Source organism: Photobacterium sp. ABD4_091, from assembly GCF_056160145.1.
This window is the reverse complement of the sequence record NZ_JBSWWQ010000002.1, coordinates 645,318-664,838: the sequence shown is the minus strand read 5'-3', so window position 1 is coordinate 664,838 and position 19,521 is coordinate 645,318. Positions and strand designations below refer to the sequence as shown.

At 43.1% G+C, this 19,521-nt stretch carries 16 protein-coding genes; 5 read left to right on the top strand and 11 right to left on the bottom strand.

The annotated features are described in order from the left end of the window. Positions 1-76: 76 nt before the first annotated feature. Both ACXAGQ_RS17270 and ACXAGQ_RS17265 read right to left on the bottom strand, forming a co-directional pair. Positions 77-1,006 carry a putative 2-dehydropantoate 2-reductase gene (locus ACXAGQ_RS17270; RefSeq protein ID WP_475255479.1) on the bottom strand — a complete coding sequence of 310 codons (930 nt, stop codon included), beginning with the start codon at positions 1,004-1,006 and terminating at the stop codon, positions 77-79. A 92-nt stretch (positions 1,007-1,098) separates the two neighbouring features. After that, a complete protein-coding gene (locus ACXAGQ_RS17265) occupies positions 1,099-2,919 on the bottom strand; it encodes a pyruvate kinase (RefSeq protein WP_475255478.1) in 1,821 nt (606 codons plus the stop codon). 338 nt (positions 2,920-3,257) lie between these two features. On the opposite strand from ACXAGQ_RS17265, the gene ACXAGQ_RS17260 reads away from it, so the two are divergent. Next, complete coding sequence (locus ACXAGQ_RS17260) at positions 3,258-3,509, top strand: hypothetical protein (protein ID WP_475255476.1); 252 nt, start codon at positions 3,258-3,260, stop codon at positions 3,507-3,509. Between the two features lie 96 nt (positions 3,510-3,605). On the opposite strand, the gene ACXAGQ_RS17255 is transcribed toward ACXAGQ_RS17260, so the two are convergent. Further along, positions 3,606-4,076 (bottom strand): OsmC family protein, encoded by a 471-nt coding sequence (locus ACXAGQ_RS17255; RefSeq protein WP_475255475.1) that lies wholly within the window; start codon positions 4,074-4,076, stop codon positions 3,606-3,608. A gap of 238 nt (positions 4,077-4,314) precedes the next feature. On the opposite strand from ACXAGQ_RS17255, the gene ACXAGQ_RS17250 reads away from it, so the two are divergent. Continuing rightward, complete coding sequence (locus tag ACXAGQ_RS17250; protein WP_475255473.1) at positions 4,315-4,521, top strand: hypothetical protein; 207 nt, start codon at positions 4,315-4,317, stop codon at positions 4,519-4,521. A gap of 132 nt (positions 4,522-4,653) precedes the next feature. Here the strand turns inward: ACXAGQ_RS17250 and ACXAGQ_RS17245 are convergent, their stop codons facing one another. Continuing rightward, the gene (locus tag ACXAGQ_RS17245; protein WP_475255471.1) at positions 4,654-5,523 is read right to left on the bottom strand and encodes a VirK/YbjX family protein; all 870 of its coding nucleotides are present in this window, start codon (positions 5,521-5,523) and stop codon (positions 4,654-4,656) included. A gap of 381 nt (positions 5,524-5,904) precedes the next feature. Between ACXAGQ_RS17245 and ACXAGQ_RS17240 the strand changes: the two genes are divergently transcribed. Then, positions 5,905-6,906: a helix-turn-helix domain-containing protein gene (locus ACXAGQ_RS17240; RefSeq protein ID WP_475255470.1), complete on the top strand. Its 1,002-nt coding sequence runs from the start codon at positions 5,905-5,907 to the stop codon at positions 6,904-6,906. On the opposite strand, the gene ACXAGQ_RS17235 is transcribed toward ACXAGQ_RS17240, so the two are convergent. Together ACXAGQ_RS17235 and ACXAGQ_RS17230 are read right to left on the bottom strand one after the other, a co-directional pair. Beyond that, positions 6,903-7,958, bottom strand: a complete 1,056-nt coding sequence (locus tag ACXAGQ_RS17235) for a DUF2955 domain-containing protein (protein ID WP_475255469.1) — start codon at positions 7,956-7,958, stop codon at positions 6,903-6,905. The two genes, ACXAGQ_RS17240 and ACXAGQ_RS17235, sit on opposite strands and share 4 nt — an antisense overlap. Positions 7,959-7,985: 27 nt before the next feature. Further along, entirely contained in the window at positions 7,986-9,167 is a 1,182-nt protein-coding gene (locus tag ACXAGQ_RS17230; protein WP_475255467.1) for an HlyD family secretion protein, read from the bottom strand. A 296-nt stretch (positions 9,168-9,463) separates the two neighbouring features. On the opposite strand from ACXAGQ_RS17230, the gene ACXAGQ_RS17225 reads away from it, so the two are divergent. Continuing rightward, the gene (locus ACXAGQ_RS17225) at positions 9,464-10,384 is read left to right on the top strand and encodes a GGDEF domain-containing protein (protein ID WP_475255466.1); all 921 of its coding nucleotides are present in this window, start codon (positions 9,464-9,466) and stop codon (positions 10,382-10,384) included. A 143-nt stretch (positions 10,385-10,527) separates the two neighbouring features. Further along, complete coding sequence (locus ACXAGQ_RS17220) at positions 10,528-10,803, top strand: hypothetical protein (protein WP_475255464.1); 276 nt, start codon at positions 10,528-10,530, stop codon at positions 10,801-10,803. 60 nt (positions 10,804-10,863) lie between these two features. Here the strand turns inward: ACXAGQ_RS17220 and ACXAGQ_RS17215 are convergent, their stop codons facing one another. The 5 genes from ACXAGQ_RS17215 to ACXAGQ_RS17195 form a co-directional block, all read right to left on the bottom strand. Then, positions 10,864-12,486 (bottom strand): hypothetical protein, encoded by a 1,623-nt coding sequence (locus tag ACXAGQ_RS17215; RefSeq protein WP_475255463.1) that lies wholly within the window; start codon positions 12,484-12,486, stop codon positions 10,864-10,866. Between the two features lie 6 nt (positions 12,487-12,492). Beyond that, a complete protein-coding gene (locus tag ACXAGQ_RS17210) occupies positions 12,493-15,027 on the bottom strand; it encodes a hypothetical protein (protein ID WP_475255462.1) in 2,535 nt (844 codons plus the stop codon). A gap of 216 nt (positions 15,028-15,243) precedes the next feature. Then, positions 15,244-16,623 (bottom strand): IS4 family transposase, encoded by a 1,380-nt coding sequence (locus ACXAGQ_RS17205; RefSeq protein WP_475251517.1) that lies wholly within the window; start codon positions 16,621-16,623, stop codon positions 15,244-15,246. Positions 16,624-16,767: 144 nt separating this feature from the next. Further along, entirely contained in the window at positions 16,768-18,234 is a 1,467-nt protein-coding gene (locus ACXAGQ_RS17200; RefSeq protein ID WP_475255461.1) for a methyl-accepting chemotaxis protein, read from the bottom strand. 333 nt (positions 18,235-18,567) lie between these two features. Beyond that, positions 18,568-19,332: a metal-dependent hydrolase gene (locus ACXAGQ_RS17195; RefSeq protein WP_475255460.1), complete on the bottom strand. Its 765-nt coding sequence runs from the start codon at positions 19,330-19,332 to the stop codon at positions 18,568-18,570. Between the last annotated feature and the right edge of the window lie 189 nt (positions 19,333-19,521).

Here is a 19,521-nt window from a genome sequence, read left to right as displayed (position 1 = left end):
GCAGTCTACCAGCCCACAACGTGTTTTTATAGTCAGACAAGACAGTTACCCACGGTACAATAGATAATTAGATCTTCTACTTCACGACTTGCCGATTAATAAAAGACAATTGCTGGTATACGGCTTCTGTTTTGGGCATTGCAACGCCCTGTTCCGCCGCCATATCCAATACGTTCTTGTACATATACTGCAACTCCATTTCACGGTTATTGCGTTTGTCTAACAACATACTGGTTAAGTATGGCTTCATCTTCGCCGTATTGGTCAGCATAGTGTCGATTAAAGACAGTTCAAGAATAGACCCTGTTGCCTGCGCGGCTTGCCTCACTTCAAGCATGATTGCTCTTGCCAACTGCGCCATTTCAGGGCAGCTCATCATCTTGGCGGTATCGGTATCTAATACTGCGGATAAACCATTGAAAGGCACGTTCCAGAGCAGCTTTTTCCAACGGGCATCCATAATGCTGGCTTCAACATCGACTTCAACGCCACTTTGTCTAAAGTCGTTCGCAACATCATTGAGATCAGCCATCCCTGATTCACCGTCAACTCCGAGGGTCAAGCGCCCATAGTCAATATGATTGATATGGCCTGGGCCTATTTTGTTGGAACAAATAAAACATAAACCACCAGCGATATGTTTCAACCCAAGCCTTTCAGAGAGAACTTGCTCTGCACCTATCCCATTCTGCAGCAGCACAACCAGTGTGTTTGGCTTGAGTAATGGGCGTATCAGTGTTTCTAGAAAGCCGTTTTGTGTCGTTTTCAACGCAACAAGCACTACATCGACTTTCGGCATAGCTTTGCTCGAATGATAAGCATTAAGCTGTTCAGCTGGTATCGAATAATCACCGTAATGCGAATCTACTTTCAAGCCGTTATCGCAAACAAAGTGGTAATCAGAATTGAAGAGAAAGTGCACATTGTGACCACTGCAATGAAGCCTAGCCCCGTAATATCCACCAATAGCACCAGAACCTATGACCGCATAAATCTTGCTACCCATCCGTTGAGTCTCCTCCTTTCCATATATCTTTATTGCTAGCTGTTTTGCCACTGTATAAGGTTTAGCCAATGGAACTAAGCTCTCGGTTATTGCTATGCTTCAATTGACTCATTGTTTTCTGATGGCACGTAACATACTTTCAGAGGACGTAATTTAGATTTACGTTTACGTTGATGCGCGTCCATCCTAGTCAAAACATTTACCAACAAAGCGATAGTATTTCGCATATTTTCACCTTTATTGAGCATAACGCACTCAGCTCGACTTGCCATAACGGCATCACTAATCTCCGCTCTTGATGGTGAACCTTTTTTAGCCAAATTTTCAAGTACCTGCGTAGCCCATATTACAGGTACATGGGCGGCTTCACACAGCCATAAAATCTCTTCCTGCAGTTCAGCTAATCGCTCGAAACCGACTTCAGCTGCGAGATCCCCCCGGGCAACCATCACACCAAACTTTGGCACTTCCAATCCAGTTAAGAGTAAATTACCTAGATTATTAAAAGCCATGTTGTTTTCAATCTTTAGCACAATGCCTTTATCTTGCGCGTTTAGCTTCTTAAGCATTTGCGTTAGATTTTTTATATCTTTAGGCTTTGTAACAAAAGACATTCCAATGATATCGACACGATTTACCAACTCAGCAAGGTCTGCTTGATCTTTTGGCGTCATTGCAGAAACAGATAACTGTGTTTTAGGTAAATTAATACCTTTATCTCCCTGCAGTTTAGTTCCCGATGGTCGGGCATGAGTAATTCTTATCCTTAAATACTGTTCTGACACATACTCAATTCTTCCCAGCAACTTGCCATCATCAAAACTAACTGGTTGACCGCTTTTGGCTGAAGTAAATACTTCCTGCATCGTACAGCTGACAGCTGGAATGTTATTATCAATAGGCTCAATCCTTCCTGGCGGCAGAAGATCGAGCAAATCGTCAATATTCAATGTAATTGAACTATATAGTTCAGGCAGTCGACCTATCAACTCCTGCGCGACCAACTTACCGTTACGGTAAAGATTCAATATTTGTCCAGCTTCAAAATATATTGATTTATCACAACTTGCGGTAACATAACCTTGATCAACTGACGTAACAATAAGTCGGCGTGATTTGCCCCTGCAATCGGTTAAGACAATCATATCCCTTAAACATACTTCATCCTGAAATAATGTCGAAATGGGAATATGGTTCTGATCACCAAACAGAGAGGGACTGTCAGCACATAAAATAATCTTTGCAGGTTCAATGACATACCCACGAGAATCTTTTCTGGCTTTGACATGTAAGATCCTTCCTAAGGATGACATTTGCCCGGTACGTAGCTTAGGGCCAGCTAAATCCATATAGACCTTACAACTCTTTCCAGAGAGTCTCTTCGCCGATTCTAAAAAGTCAATCATACGATGCCATTGTTCAGGTGAATCATGTGCACAGTTAATTCTCATGATATCCATACCAGCATTAAGGTAGCTATGTATCAATCCAGGCTCACTAGCCGCATCTGAAGGCATTGTCACCATAATATGCGAGCGGTGTTGAATCGGTCTTGGACCAAGTAGTTGATGACTATTTTCAGACAGTCGTTCATTTCCTGCCCTAAAGCTGCTTGGCTCGACTACTTGCATAGGCTTTCCTTGCATAGCAACTAATGCCTGCAATACCGCTTTAAGACTTGGTAAAATGTGTGCTTCAGAACGATCTAATGAGCTTAATCCTAATTCGGTTAATTGCTGTTGTAACTGCTGGATGTCAATTTGACGAAATGCGAGATAATTTAGAAGGTTTTGCGCACTAAAATAGTTATTTGAACTAAATTTATTTGGGTCTAAATTATATCTTTCTGTAAATTCAATAACGTAAGTAATAGTCTTTCGTAATAGCTTTTCCAAATCCATTAGATTATTCACAACACACTACCTTTAAAACTACTTGAATATAGCCACATTACGCTGTTAACTTGTTCAGGTACTGACCAAGATCATAAAACAATATGAATTTAAATTAAATATTTGTGTAAAAAATACCCTCTTAAAAGAGCCGGATATTAGGTTGATATTTCTAGTTATTCAGTATTTTTGTTAAAATTTATTTAAACTTGCTGCGCTATTATTATTAACCACTTAAGCAGTATTTCGGCTTGTTTAAGCAGAGCGATTCAATTTTGAGCAACTAAAACGGACACATTTCAATTTCTCCTCTATCCTCTGTAAAATGCATCCACAAACTTTCAGTAAAGAAAAATATTATGATCAATGAAAATGACGTTATCACCACGTTGGATGAACTTGAAGCCTTCCTTCTTTCAGTTGAAAACGGTGGTTTGGGTCTAACCAATGTCGCAGGCATTGCTCTAGCAACCAACAACGCGGATGGCCGCCACTTTGTCGCTGTCCTTGATGATAAGCATCAACTACTGATGGGTCGCTGGGTGACTGACGATGTTTATGAAAATGGTAAAGACCTTGTTCGTAACGGTCCAAAGAAACCACTTCACTAATTCGTGAGTGGTTAAAATGCCGCCACCAGCCAAGGCGGCATTTTTAGCTTCCACTGTTCGCCATATAGCCACAGTTTCCACTATAAACAGTTGCACCTAGGAAATATCTACTGTGATCTCAGCCTTAACAGAGTTCGCAATAAAGCAATTATCATGAGCGACTTTATGCAGTTTCTTCAAATTTCCCTCTGATGGTACATTTTCGCCGGAGAAACGAATATTAGGCATAAGCGTCACTTTTGTTATTGATAGTCTTCCCGACTTATCGCTTTCTAGAATACCAATTGCTTTGTCACTGTAGCTTTCAACTACATACTTACGCTTAGACGCTATAGTGAGAAATGCCATCATATGGCAACTTGACACTGCAGCAATGAAAGCTTGTTCAGGGTCAATATTATCTGGCTTGGAGAATGGAACAGGAACTATGTGATGAGATGATGATGCAGGAATACTCAAGCCGCCATCAAATTGCCAAAGATGTACCCTGCTGAATTTGTTATTAACAAATTGCTCCTCTTTCCCTTTTATCCAATCGACTTTTGCTTCAAAAGTAAGCTTATCCATTGCTCATCCTAAATAACACGATTTAACACCAAAGAAACATACAATACACTTAAAGCAACCCCGCATTCCAAATACGTATCGAAAGTAGTAAAACTGCGACATCAGTCACATGATTCAGCTGGCACATATTTATTATTATGCTATCGTTTTCATAAAAGCACTTTAATTGCTGTATTTTACCGTTACAGGTATCCGCAGTCGTACTGATCTTAAGTTATTTGTAATATGAGGTTGATTTATGGATCAAGCGGACAGCTTACGCAATCTCTTTGGAGAAAGAACAGCGAAGGATAAGCTTATCGATTGTAGAAACAAACTTTATGAAGCCATCATAATGGGAAATAATGAAAATATCGATTTCTTAATGGCAGAGCTTGAGCAAGCACAACGTCTTTTCGAAGCAAGCCTAAAAACAGATAAAACCACAGATACAGAGCAGCCATGATTAACTGGGGTTTATTCACTTCCGTTATAAATGATTTAATTAAAATACATCACTTTAAGTTACGACTGGTCAATCGTAACTTAAAGCCCTATGCCATAGAAAACGAAGGAATGCGTTTATTTGACAGGTAACTCAGTGTATAGAAATGTTATCTAGCTCTACAACCAAGTCATTATTGAGCTTATCAAGCCAACTATATCTGTCCCTGTACATTTTCCGCTTCGGCCTTTTTATTGACTCTATCTCTTTTCTCTCACTGCACAATGGTAATTGATAATACCATTCATTAAAGTCAGTACCACTTTGCTCAAGCCAAAGTTGATCGTAATTGAGCTTTAGCTTCTTGTTATAACGTGTATCTGAATACACATGTGCTGAGTTCTTTACAGCATACAAATTGTTGATATTGAAATAGTTCAACACAACCCTCAATGCTTCCACTACAAACGCTTTTGGGCGAATACCATAAACTGTTTTGGTAAATCGCTTACTAAAATTGTCCTTGTCAACACTCCCTTGAACACCACCAATGTAGGCATTACCTTCGTGTACCGTAAATGTAATCACATAGCGACGGTTTCCGCTGCTATCGCACAATGCTAACGTAAGCTCACCCTCTCGACGAAAGTTATCCAAAAAGAGTAGTTTTATCGAAAAATTTTCTTCATCAACATTGAATGTATGGAGTGTTAAGCCATTCTGATAAATAATATTTCTAGCTTCTTTTTTAATATTCGTGTCTATCCAATCATGGTGATTGATAACAACTTGTACCGCTTGTATACGACTAAGGTTTGTCCTTAGATACGGCCTCATTGCCTTTAGCGCAAATTCAGGCTGGTTGCGAAAAACTTGTACTCTTTCCCCGTGCCTGAAGTTGTCATTCAAAACCTTCAATGGCTTGTGATGAATCACACCCCGGAGTATGTATTTTGCTATACACTTAGGTTTATTACGGTAAGTATTTTTATAAGTACTAAAAGCATCGCGTATTAAAGTCATCACACACCAAAAATAAAACAGTATTTTTTAAGGGTAAAAACCAATACAGGATGACTCAATACCAACATTGTACTACTCTGTATCACTTTGTATTAAGGTTATGTCCTCTCGTGGATTATCCAGCCCTTCTATCTTTAGATTTAATGAAAGTTATTCACCATAATTAATCACATCAAAACCTATGTTGAATACCCGCCCAGGCTGCTCCAAAATGAGGGGCACCAAGGACAATCACCATGTAAGATATGCTGCCGCCCATTAAATACGAAATTAACTCTTTTAATTCAAATCTTTTAAGTTAATATCCAAGCCATGATCACCTAACAGTCAGGTTTGTCGTTCTATAATTTCAACAAGCCAAAGTATTTTATAGGAAAGGGTATGAAGCAGGGTCAACTGGTTCCACTTATCAAAACGGTTAATGCCAGTACCTTGATAGCGTTGATCAAACATTTCGAAAAAGACATCTACCCGCTACTTAGCGCGGCGGGTATCCCTGAAGATATTCTTCACCAAAAACATGAATACCTTCCTGAAGCGCCAATCAGAAATTTATTGGGGATGATGGCCGAACGAGCCGAACCTGAGTTTTACGGAGATATCCTCTGTACTTCCCTTCGTGAGTATTTTATTCCTAGAATGCTCAATTATCTGGTTTCCCCAAAAACCATTGGAGAAGCACTAGATCAAATGCTGACAGCAGTGCTGCATGAATCTCCGACAACACAAGTGAGCATAGAAATATTTAACGGAACCCCGTGGCTGTGTCGATATAAGCAGGTTGATGACTCAGACGGCTACGTATGGGCTGAGATTTTCGCCATTTTATTTCTTGTCGAGTTCATACGTTACGCCAGTAAGACAACATGGTCACCTTCTTGTATTGCCATGCAATCTAACGGAGCCGGGAAGCTAGCAAGTATCTTGCAGTCGAATGAAACGACTTACTACGGTGAGAGAAAACTCGCTGCCATCGCCCTAGATCAACAGATTCTAAACCTGCCTTACCATTCTGCAGCCAACTTCGATGATGCGGCCCCGTTTGATAATTCCCCTAAGTCAATTACCTATATTGAGTCTATATATCTCGCGCTGTCACCATATCTGTGCAAACAGTCAATGACCATTACCGAAGCGGCGAAAATCTTAGGAACTACATCACGAACGCTACAGCGCAGATTGGCGCAAGAACATACCAGCTTCAAACACATCAGAGATAACATTATGCTAGCTACAGCATGTCGGTTAATGGAACAAAAAGAGTATTCCCTTACAGACATCGCCATCGAGCTTGGTTACGCAGATATTGCTCATTTTTCGAGGGCTTTTAGAAAGTTAACCGGCTTTCCACCCAAGGATTATCGAAAACAATTTGTCCGCTAGCCAATGGGTACCGGTTGAGAGACCGATTGATTTGCTGCCAGGTTTAAAGCACGTCCGACCTGCCAGCATTCGATCAGTTTCGCCACTCCAATCATATAGACACTCATCAACACCAACTGCCAAATACGTGTATAGAAATTCATATCAATAAGTTTGCTGTCACTGGCAACAACCGCTCCGAAGATCACCAGAAACGCCGAGAATACCCCAGCATATAATGGTGCTTTAGCGGGTTGGCTAAAGATCTTACTCGCGAAACTCAGGGTTAAGAATGCCATCATTGCCAACAAGAAAGGAAACCAAGGTACAGTCACCAACAGCTCATAGGCAACGATTGCCAAAACACCACCAATAACATTGGTCATCAGCACAAACATGCTGAGTTTTACACTCTTTGGTGCCGTGAGTTGTAATGACAAAATCCCGACAAAAATCATGGTCAGGATCGCCCCTGTCAGCTGATTAAAATAACAAAACGCAATGACAGGGAAACTCACCAATAACGCTTTATAAGATTCCTGCATTCGCTGCTGATTCTCCGCCTGCGTTTGCTGAGCCGTTTTCGTCACTGGTTTGGGGAGTTCTTGCTGCTGGGGTGGCAAAACCCAGTGCATCAACCCATAAATAACAACCGCCCCGCCACCAGCCAACATTAACGCCTTACCCACTTGCAACGCGATGAAAGGCTGCATCAATCCCAAGTAAGGTAGCAGCAAAGCCGACACCATCAGCATAGTGGCAAAGAAATTCCAGTTGGGGTCTTGGAACAGGTAATATGCCCACAACATCATGACCCCAACCAACAACAACATAATGATTGGGTATTGTGCCAACCCATTGGTAACGGTTAAGGCTATCAGCACAGTTGCAACCATAGACAGCCCCAACTCCGTCATAACCTGCCTGGTTGCTACTGGCTTATCAACTAATAGTTTTGCAAGAAAAACCGGCATCACATAGGCCAATGTCCAATTGATGCTGTATGCGAGAATCAGCGACAACATGACACCAATGACATACCGGAGAATTTGATAGTTTCGCTCAGAGACCATCTCTTAAACCTCAACGTTATGATGTTATTATCGAATATATGAGAACCAAGTAATAATGCGGATCCAGGCTTTACCAAACACGTTCATCACAGAGCTTTCTTCGGTATACAGCATAATATCAGCCTGTCCGCCAACCCGTAGACTGCCGGATGGCATCGCTTCATCGAACTTGATCATAACAGGAAATCGCTGTGTTTGACGCAGCCAGCCTGACTGATTGGCAACAGTCGCAAGCTGCCCTGTTTGATGTGTTTGCCCCCAATCGACACCGTAATCAATGCTGGTCACTACACCGGTAAACACCTCGCCAGGAACATTATCCAAAGCAATTTCTACTTTGTTGCCCGGCTCAACATTGCCCAAACTGTTCTCACGGTAATATGCTTCGACCCAACTACCATCCCCCGAAAGAAACGTCATTAACGGTTGTCCTTTATTGGCAAACACCCCTTCATCTAATTTGAAGTTAGTGACCGCCCCTTTTGAAGGCGCACGGATAATGGTTCGCTCTAAATCAAGCTGCGCTTTTTGCAACGCAAGGATCGCCGCTTTAATTTCGGTATTTTCTTCCCCAATGGCACCTAGCTGCTTCTTGGCCTGATCAACAGCCGCTCTGGCTTGATCCACTCGGGCGCTGGCTTGTGCCAAAGCTGCATGAGTTTTGTCAGCATCAGCCTGGGTGACAATGCCTTTTTTGACCATTGCAAACACACGATTAGCTTGGCGGCGAACGTTCTGCTGGTTAGCGATGGCATCACTCAACTGTGCTTGAGCTGATTCAACAGATGCCGTTTGCACCCCAACTTGCTTACCCGCTTTTTCTAAATTCTCTTCAGCCTGCTTTAAAGCAATTTCGTAATCTGTCCTGTCTAACTCAATCAGTGGCTGACCAGCCTCTACAACATCATTGGGTTCAACATGCACCTTGGTAACAGGACCACTCACTAAAGGAGCTAGAGGTACAACATTGGCACGTACACGAGCCATGTCTGTCGTAGGAATGACCCTATCCGACACAAGATAGAACAGAAATAAGGCCGCACAGATCAGCAAAGCTATAGAGGTAGCTCGGCGGGGATCGGCTGCTTTTGGGCTTTCTTTACTATCAACGGTGCTACTCGTGTTTTCCACACTGTCTTTTACTGCTTGTTGTTGGTCTTGTGATTCTTGTTTTGTTTGTTCTGATGAAACTTTACTTTGCTGGCTCATTACAACCTCATTGTAATCATACAATTAGTTAATAACTTTCAATGCCAGCATTGTAGGTTTTACAGCGAACTATTCTTATCAATTCACGCCAGAAAGCATAATTTCGCACCTACACAATTTATCACTAAACAAAAGATGATAAAGCTCTGATTATCTGAATTAACTTGCTTATTAAATGCAATTTAGCTTGAAATATTGGAATCGATGTCACATATTGTCTTTATTGATGCTTTAATCAAAGAAATTATTGACCCATTTAGGTCTTACCACGGATGTATACGGTTGTAGTAGCTTAGATGATTGAATTCCCTCAGATCCATCTTGACCCTGATAACACCTTTGCCTCTGATTTCGGCATACTGATCCATGACGAGTTCGAAATCCTCTATGTCGATGAGAACCTCTGCAACATCATTGGTGTCGGTGAAGTGCCTGACAACATGTCTCTGCCTAACCTGCTGAGTTTAATCGTCGACATCAATCCAGAGCTCGCCCTGGCACACTATCACCGATTGATGGAAGGCTCGGTTCGACCTAGAGTTCAAACTTTCAAAGTCACTAAACCTTCTGGCAAAGTCGCCCATGTACTGGCTGCTGAATCTATTGTGCAATGGAAAGGTGAAATGGCGATACAATTGGCGATTATCGATATCACTGAAAAGTACAACGACTTTTACCAGCTGGAGCAGCAAGCTTCTGTTGACTCACTGTCCGGATTAACTACCCGCAATCGGTTTGAGTCTATTCTAAGCAATGAACTATCTAAGGCTCAGAAATACAACTACCCAATATCCTGTTTATACATCGACATCGATGACTTCAAACTCATCAATGACGCTTATGGGCACCAAGCAGGTGACAATGTCATTCAGCAATTTTCTCAGTGCTGTAAGTCTAGTATTCGTCAGTCGGACTTTATTGGCCGATGGGGAGGCGAAGAGTTCATTATCTTACTGCCACATACCTCTCATCAGTTCGCATTGCTATTAGCAGAACGTTTGCGCTGGCGGGTCAGCAAACTAGATATCACTATCCCTGAGGGAATAATTAACTTTACCATCAGCATAGGTGTGAAAACTCAGCTGAATGATTCGTCACCACCAGCCACAGTGCTACACCAGGCCGATCAGGCTCTTACTTATGCTAAACGCCACGGCAAGGATCAGGTTGTTTCTTACGAAAAACAGATTATCGCCGAAAACAAAAAAGACAAATAAAATCATAACCTTAAAAAATAAAAACCCATTAACTCTTTACTATCCATCACATTTCACTCAGTAATGGCGCGAATTGATAAACTCTATTTGCTGGTATTTTCTACACTTCTCCTCATCCAATAAACAACGAGGTTAAAAGTAAAGTGAAAAGTATTTGGAATAAAATTAAATATTTTCTAACTACACCTTACGGTAAAGCTTACTTAGTCTTTATTACCCTCACCAAGCTATTTCTTGTCTATGAGTGGGCTTTAGATCACGTCATCAACTATGGTGGACAATTGTTCAATTTCGTCGGAGCATCAATTAATTTTGGTGAGTCCGTCAGTGCTATTTCATTTACTACTCTGTGCGGTTATTACACGGTAAAAGCCGTGATAAATATCTTCAAGCCTTCTCCAAAAGAAGTCACCGCTTAAAATATCACCGGATATAATACTGAATGAAAAAAGATGGGAGCCAATTGGCTCCCATTGTTATTATTGTTTACTTTCCAACTCTACAGTATATCCCCAAACCTCCCCTTCACCTTCTGCTGGTGGTGGGTTATTCCACTCACCAGAGGTATCAATCCAGAAAGACTTGATAGCAAACTGAATACCATCAGATTCAGTGATCGCTAGTATCTCAGACGAGCCAATATAATCCTGATAGGTAATGGTAATACGAACCTGCCCATCGACCAATTGCCAATTAAATGGGAAATCACCATCTACCGGGTCAATGAATGCACCAGTATGGTCTGGGCTAAAGCGGATCATTTCCCCATCGTCATCAGATGTAATCCGCCAGATAGTCTGCTCATTGCCCTCTTTCCCAATCAACATATCTTCGGTGAATTTCAACATTCGGTTGTCAGTCCATACCAAACATTGCTGCACCGCATCCTGATATTCCTGTTCACTCGCATAGCTAGCTGGTTGCTCGGCCTCATCGTTCCAAGGGGTATCGCCATTTTCACAAATTGGAAGTGCTATACCTTGCTCATATTCCCGGAAGACAAAGCTCCAAATATCAGCTTGAAGAATACCGTCTTCTAGATATTGCTCATACACAACAAAGCTACTTTGGTTATCGTAGAATTGCTGATGAGCCAATAGCATGTACTCATTTGGGTTGCCGGTATCAGATACCATCTTCAGGAAGCCCTCAGTAGTGATTTCCCAATATGTCCCTTCTTCTGAACGCCAATCACCTGCGCGTATCCGGTTAAATAAACCGTTTTCATGGAACTGATAAGCGCGTGTATCGCCATCACTTCGCACTCGCACATAGGTCATGCCAGCTAGCGTGTTATTGAAGTCATCCTCGATGACATTGTATCCACCGCAGGTTTCTATAGCCTGATAGAAATCTTCCAGACTGGCACCCTGCTGGTCGACCGGACAGCTGGTTATCATTGGTGGATACGTCGTTACCCTTGCCGCCCATATGTTGTACCGGGACTCGCCACCTTCGTCCCACTGGCTATATATTTTCAACCCAACATATTGATCATCACTGCCTGTAATCGCAAAGTAATCAACAATCCCCGGGCCATAGGTGATCTCAATAACACCATCACTATTTACCCGCCAAGTGAAGTCTGCTGAAGTATCGTCGCTAAACACAACCTGGCCTTTTTCTTGATCCTTAAAGTGCCATTGCTGCAACTCTTGGCCGTTAAACAAGTAGTATGACTGACCCGCTATGTCTCTCTCAGTCGTTTGCACATAGACACACTGATCAAGAATATCTGCATAATCACCATATTGCGGCTCGCCTATTGGACCACCAGCATCCCACTCGGTATTGCCTAGATTACAGATCCTACCGTGTTGGGTAATCGCGACTTCCGCTTCGTCTTGGGATAGATAAAACTCGCCCAACCAGCTTTTCCATGCCCCTGAAGCCAAATCGATTTCATCAGCATTTACCATTACTCGCCGATACGCATCGAACCAATTCCACGGATTATCTATATGAGGAACAGAAATCACCAGCGTACCGCTTTGCGTATCATCTACTCGCCAATTGGGTTTAATACCATCATGAACCAACTGCAGTGAGCCAAGCTGATATTCCCCATCTGGATTTGGCGTCAATAGATCATTATTCGACACAACATATCAGTGCCTTGGTGCGCCTGACGCATCATATTGGAATGATTGCCCCAACAACATACCATTGTAATTACTTAGCCCGGGAAGAAGTGCTTCGTCTATTTCTTCGAACCCGTAACCACCGCTACGCAAGGCTTCTACTTTACCGCCTAAGTCGTTAACTTCCTTGCTTCCCCATTCAGCAAAACGATGACCTACCCACAAGCCATTGTCGCCTTTGATAAATACTTTGTAGTCTTGGCCGATATCAGCCTGCTGGACAGTAAAGTTACTCTCAGAGGAATCAAAATACTCATCAGAGACAGGCGTGTGATTCCAGCTAACGGACTCCCTATATTCTGATTCAGTTACCGCTGTTTGTTTCAAATTGAAGGAGTTAAACATCACACCATAAGGATTGGCTTCGTCTGTCAGTTTTCCTTCACTGCCTGATAATAGGTAACGATAACCTGTTACAACCTGAGACTTAGCGCTAAGATCGTATTCCGTCGTGACTTCATACCAATAGTTTCCTAGCACATCGGCTTTGTTGGGTACAAAGCTATATTGGGCATACTCTTCAAAATACGGCTGTTCCGGAGCGGCCCATATTGGACGGAAATGGCTGAAGGTATATTGCTGTTCATTGAGCACCGAGAAGCCAATTAAGGTATTGATAACCCCATTTGCTTGCCAGTCACGGGTATCTTGATAATCGACCACTACCCCTTTGCTAGCGGTAGAGGTTGCTTGTGCACTGTAGTTCAGCTCGCCATCTTTATCGCCAAACACCCAATTTGAAAGCTCATACTGTTCTAGCGTTGTTGTCGTAGTAACGGCATCTTGTTGGCTAACACGGGACACCTTGAGGTATTGCACGGCATCGATACCGTCGATACTCCCAAGAGCAACTTTAGCGGCTAAATCAATATCATCAAATTCACGGCCACTACCGTTGCTGCCACCCTCTGGTGCCGCATCTGATTCATCTATATAGCGCCAGAAGCTCTCCTGGTTTTCTGTGTATGTCCCAATATCAAGCCATTGGCTTTCATATTGGATATTACCGTCTAGGTTGTAATCGTAATAGCCGAAGCTATGGCGCTCGAAATTACCATCTTCTTTATAAGTCGCATGACTCTCCCATTCGCCGAACAAAGTGCCTGAGTCAGCATCGGTATAGGTTACTGTTTCCGTCTTGCGAATATCAGTATTATTCAACGTTTCGACGGTTATTTCGTGAATAACATCCAAGCTTTTCACATCTATCAAAATATCGATGAACATTGGTGAGGTATAGACATAGTGTTTGACGACATCTTCCATAGATTTTTCTGGATCATTGGGGTAAACATCACTGTTGTCGCCAACTTTATCTGAATCGCTGTCTAGCCATTCAGTGCCATCCAGCGGGAAAGCATCGTCTTCATCATTAACATCATCACCGTCATCATCAGGGTCAGCATTATTCCCTATTTTATCGCCATCAGTATCTAGCCATTCACTTTTATCAAAAGGAAAAGCATCTAGATTGTCGTCAACGTCGTCATTATCATCATCGGGATCACTGTTATCCCCAATTTCATCTAGGTCAAAGTCAGCCCACTCGGTTTTGTCATCAGGGAATTTATCAGCGAGATTATCGCCGTATCCATCACCGTCTTTATCTTCCCACTCATCTTTATCATCAGGGAACTTATCGGCTTTGTTGTCCCCATAACCATCGCCGTCTGTATCTTTCCATTCTGCACTGTTTTTCGGGAAGTCATCTTCTGAATCAGTGACACCGTCACTGTCTGTATCTGCCTCGACGGTTTTATTCTCTTCACTAACCACACGGTCAAAATCATAATCTTCAGGGAGTTCATCGCCACGGTCGGTTATCAAAGCATCACCAACCTGGTTACCCTCCTCTATCACTTCGGCGACATTGGCATCAATGTTATTTTCATCCAGCTCTTCTTCAGATTCAGGCAGCACGCCAGCAGTCACAATGGATTTAGCCGATTGTTTGACCAGCTTGACTGCAACACTAGCACCAACTGTCTCTGTGTCTTCATAATCTCTGTCTAACAGCTCAGGCTCAACACCAAACATTTGCGCCACATTCGCCTTCGCTTCATCGTGTGAAAGCCCCTCTTGGCGCATCTTAAAGTCAACCATCGTCGTCAGCGGCGATACCACAGTAGCGCCACTTGGTGCTGACATCACAAAGCTCTTCGAAACTGTCACATCAGGGTTATCAAGGTCGATCGTTTCCTTCTCGATCGCCTTTACCACCACCGGATACAACTGCGGGTTTTCAACGCCACTGACATCCAACGTCGCGGTGCCATTTTCACTTCGACCACTAGGCTCAGTGCCTTGATCAAACTGATAGTCTTTATCTAAATCCAACCAAACAAACGTATTATGGAGATATCCGTCTATCGCTTTAACACTCATGGATGTTGTAGGCTCAGGAATTGGCTGCTCGACATTGGAATTGTTATCGTCATTACAAGCCGCTACCGTCAATAAGGTGCCTATCCCTACTGCGACAGCTATGGGGTGCCGTTTCATACATGCTTCCTTGTCTATCCTCTACACAATACAGCTCAAGTCGTTCTCTTTATTTGGGGCATTTAAGAGCTATTACTGAGGTTATATGCAGGATATTTTTTGCTCGCATCACCCACACGGGGGAGAAAAGCCAACAAGAGCAGTAAATAACCGAATGGTTTGATATGGCTCAATAAAAAGCAGGTACAAAAAAGGAAGCCAAAGCCTGTCTCTTGATCACATCTCATCAGAGGTAAAGGATTGGGCTATAAGGTATCCTTCTTGAATTGCTGCTAATTTATACCAGCCTCGCCATAGGGCGGCCCAACCGGGCCGCCCTGTTCGCTTACTGTCATACCATCCGCCTAGCCTTGCTAATGTAACTCGAGCCCATTTCAGATCTGGAGCTGTTGTTGGTAAGGGCTTATTTTCTTGTTTGACCCATAATAATTTCCAGCATATTCCGGGTAGAACAGACTCACAGCTACTGGTTTCTTGTCCGCGGCTTTCTGCTCTAAGTTGTAACAAGCGGATAGCGATAAACGCTTGAATGACGGCAACTCTCTCCAGGTTGTCCTTTGATTGAAGTTGCAGTGCTTCGACATCGGTTCCATCACTTTTCCACGCCTTGTGGAACTCTTCAACCAACCAGCGCTGTTCGTAGTAACTGATTATCTCCTGGGCTTTCGCTAACGTTGTCACTGGCTCTGAAGTCAGTAAGTGCCACTCCAATTTTTCGTTGTTGTCACCTCGCTCTTTACAACCAACATAATACAGAGAAAGTGACTTGCCACACTTATTGGCTGGAACCTTAATCGTAATAGGAGCAAAGCATACATCTAATGTTGCTTTACGCGCTTTGCGACCACCCCGTTGAGCAATATGGACAGTTCGTTGTCCCGATGGGGATAACTCCTTTGCATAATCATGGAGCTTATAACCACTTTCCTCAATGCAGCGACTATAGGTCGAGCGCACAACAAAACGCTGCTGGTTGGTCAGCTTGTAATGTAAGTATTCGTAGATGTCTGACTCCCTATCACACACTGAAATGACTCGGGCTTGGAGTTGACCTAAACGTTCAGACATTGCGGTTGATGCCTGTTGCCACTTGAAGGTCTCCTTCTCTTCATACGGTCGCTTGGCGAACTTATGTCCCCGGCCTCGAGTCGCAATATCCCTCGTCCACCGCTGTTGTTCGATTAGCCCCACAACCTTTTGCTCGCGTGGTGCAAACAACAGAACAGAGTGAGCTAGCATCCCCCGGGTTCGATTTCCCGAGTTCACGTGACCAAGTTCATCGGAGAGGCTTTTATGCGTGTAGGTTAGAGCGGTGGAGTCTTCAAGGGCAAGTAATAAGTCATGCGCTTCAGCCTCGTTAGTTGTTGCCACAAAACCGGCTTCAGCTATCGCATTGGCTTCAACATCAGGGTTACGGATGAGGCGATATGCCCCTTCAATAGAGGCGGGATTAGGGCAGGCTTGCACAATAGACACTCCAACATTAGATGCCATATCACTGGCTAATTGGACTAGTCGTTGTGTACGTCTAGAGTCGCCAAGCTTGGCATGCGAAAAGGTTTGTTGAGCCCATTCTAAAGTAGAATTCCCTATCATGATGATGACCTTTACTCATATTGTGTAAGATCGGATCGCAATAAAGAAAAAGAGTTCAAAAAAAGCCCCCGCCATGAGGCGGGGGACTTGTGTATAAGAGACAGGCCAAAGCTTCTTTTTTTAATTAGAAATGACACTCAGAAATTAATAGCGGAAAAATGCCAACTGCTTGCGCTGCTGTTCTGCCAGTTGCGATAGCTCTTCACTGGCACTGGCACTCTGGCTAATACCAACCACGTTTTGATTAACCAGCTCAGACATATTCACCACATTCTTATTGATATCTTGCGTCACCATTGACTGTTGCTCAGCCGCTGTTGCTACCTCGGTATTCATATCACCAATCGAGGTAATCGCATCTGTAATGCCTTCAAATACTTCATTGGCTAGCCCGGTTAGTTCTTCGGACTCTTTCAGCATTTGCAGTGACTGCTGCATTCCATCGTTAGCACTCGCAGACTGGCGCTGCAGATCTTCAATGATCGCCTGGATCTCTTGCGTCGACTCTTGGGTGCGTGCTGCAAGCATTCGTACTTCGTCAGCAACAACGGCAAAGCCTCGACCAGACTCACCTGCTCGTGCCGCTTCAATGGCAGCATTGAGCGCCAGTAAGTTTGTCTGCTCGGAAATGGCCTGGATAACTTCGATAACCTTGCTAACTTGATCCGACTGCTCACGAAGGTGCATCACAACATTGGCCGCTTCAGACATCTTCTGTGAGGTAATTTGGTTAGATTGCTCGCTTTGGGTAAAGACGTTTCGACCTTCATCAACCATTCTCTGGCTTTGCTTCGCACAGGTATCAGCATCCTGAGCATTGCTACTCACATTGTCAGCAGTACTCGATAGTTCATTAACCGCTGAGGCAACCTGTTCAATCTCGGCCATCTCTTGTTGGGCATTGGCCTGAGAACTGTTCATCACCTCAGCAAGTTCAGTGGACGCAGCGGCAACTTCTTCACTAATACGGTTTAAGTGAGCGATGGTGTCTTGCATCTTTTCCAGCGTGTTATTCAAGTCGCGGCTAAGCTCACCGATTTCATTGGAACCCGAAACATGTACACGACCAGTCAAATTGCCAAGGGACAACTGCTTCAACACTTCACGTACTTCGAGGATCGGTTTTACCATCCGACCAGAAACGAGCCACGCAATAACTAAACCACTGATGACCATCACCGCCATAATTAACATGACACTCTGCATCATTTGGCGGTATTCCGCTTCTACTTCTTCAATTTCGTGTTCAACATACTGATCAATGGCAATGGTTAAATCATCTATCGATTGAATTAACTCGCTTCCTACCACTCTGAAATTCGTTGCCAGCATTTCTGATTCTTGCATCGTAACGCCAATGCTATTTTTGCGAGCAACAAAAGGCTTTAGATCACTATTTAAAAAGCGCTCATAACTTGCCATTTTTGCTTTAACTGCGTTGACATTTTGAGCGAGAGAGGATGTTTGGGAAAGCGTATCGAGCAATACTCTGTTTGCATCGAAGCCTTGCTTAACTGCACTATCTAAGTTATTAAATGCCGAAGGATCATACAGGGCATAAATAGCACTAACTCGAGCGGCGAAACTATTCTCAAGTATTTGTTGAGACATGGTTTTTTGCTGCAAAGCTGAAAAAGTTGTTTCGCTTGTCTGTGCTCGCTGTGAACGTGATTCCTTTGTTACTACGGCAAAAGCAACGGCCATAATTACGCATATTAGCAAGACCGGAACAAGCACCTGCTTCCTGATAGATATATTATTAATATTTATGAGCATGAGAAAAAATAAAAACTAAAACGTAATGAGAATGCAACTTTACCATGAATTAGCACTCTGTTTTTGATTTTTATCAATACGCTTGCACCGTTAATTTTATGACGGATATCGTCAAATAACCGCCTTTTAGAGATTAAAAAAAGCGGCGTAATAGCACCGCTTTTATCACTAGCCTTCTTTTGAGCTTTGGCTCATCGCTTCCCGTGTTGAGGTGATCACTTCATCAAAGAACAGCATCACTTCATCACGATTTAACCACTCAGGTTTAAATCGGAACTCGCTCCAATTGGTCACATGCTTCCATGTATTATCAATTGATGGTCCATGGAGATATAACATTGCTATCAATAGGCACTGAAAAGCGCTAATAAAAGGGTTTTTCGGTGAGAAAAACTTAAATGCAGAGCCAAAGGATAGCTTTAGACGGCGGTTGGCTAAGTCCACACTGTATAATTCGTCGAGCAATAAATGTACAACCCCACCAAAAAACAGAAAAGAACCGGATAACCAGGCGGTGACATCGCTATAGCCCAATAGATAAACAAGCCACACGGTGAAGAGCCCTGCAACAGCAATAAAAGCCAATGAGTGGCAGCAACCGCGATGTACTGTTATTTTTTCAAGTGAAGATTTGAAGTTGTACCTGATTGTCAAATAACAGAAGCCGCTATACACGATAAGCTCTAGCATCGACACCAGTTGATAGATATGACCGACAAAACTAAAGGTGATCAAGCCACCAAAAAACCGGAATAACGTACTCATTGACGTCGAGTTATCTGAGTCAATGTCCGGTAAAAGACCGCCTATTGTGCCAAGAAGCATCAACCATAACGCAGTGATCGGCACAATATGCCCTGCTGAGAGCAGGGCTGTCGCCGCCAAACTACTCGTAAGTGCGGCTGTTCCAAGATGTGTGTTGAAATTAGCCACTGTAATCACATATACATGACAGTTACTCAATCTATACTTTGGTCATAATGAGACCAACTCTAATTGTAGTATTCGTTGATAACTGCCATTGTCTCGTTAACTGGATAAATAACCAGTATATCGTATTACAGGGCGATTACTGTAATAAAATACAGTATTTTAATGCCACATCATGGTTGCGTGATCATT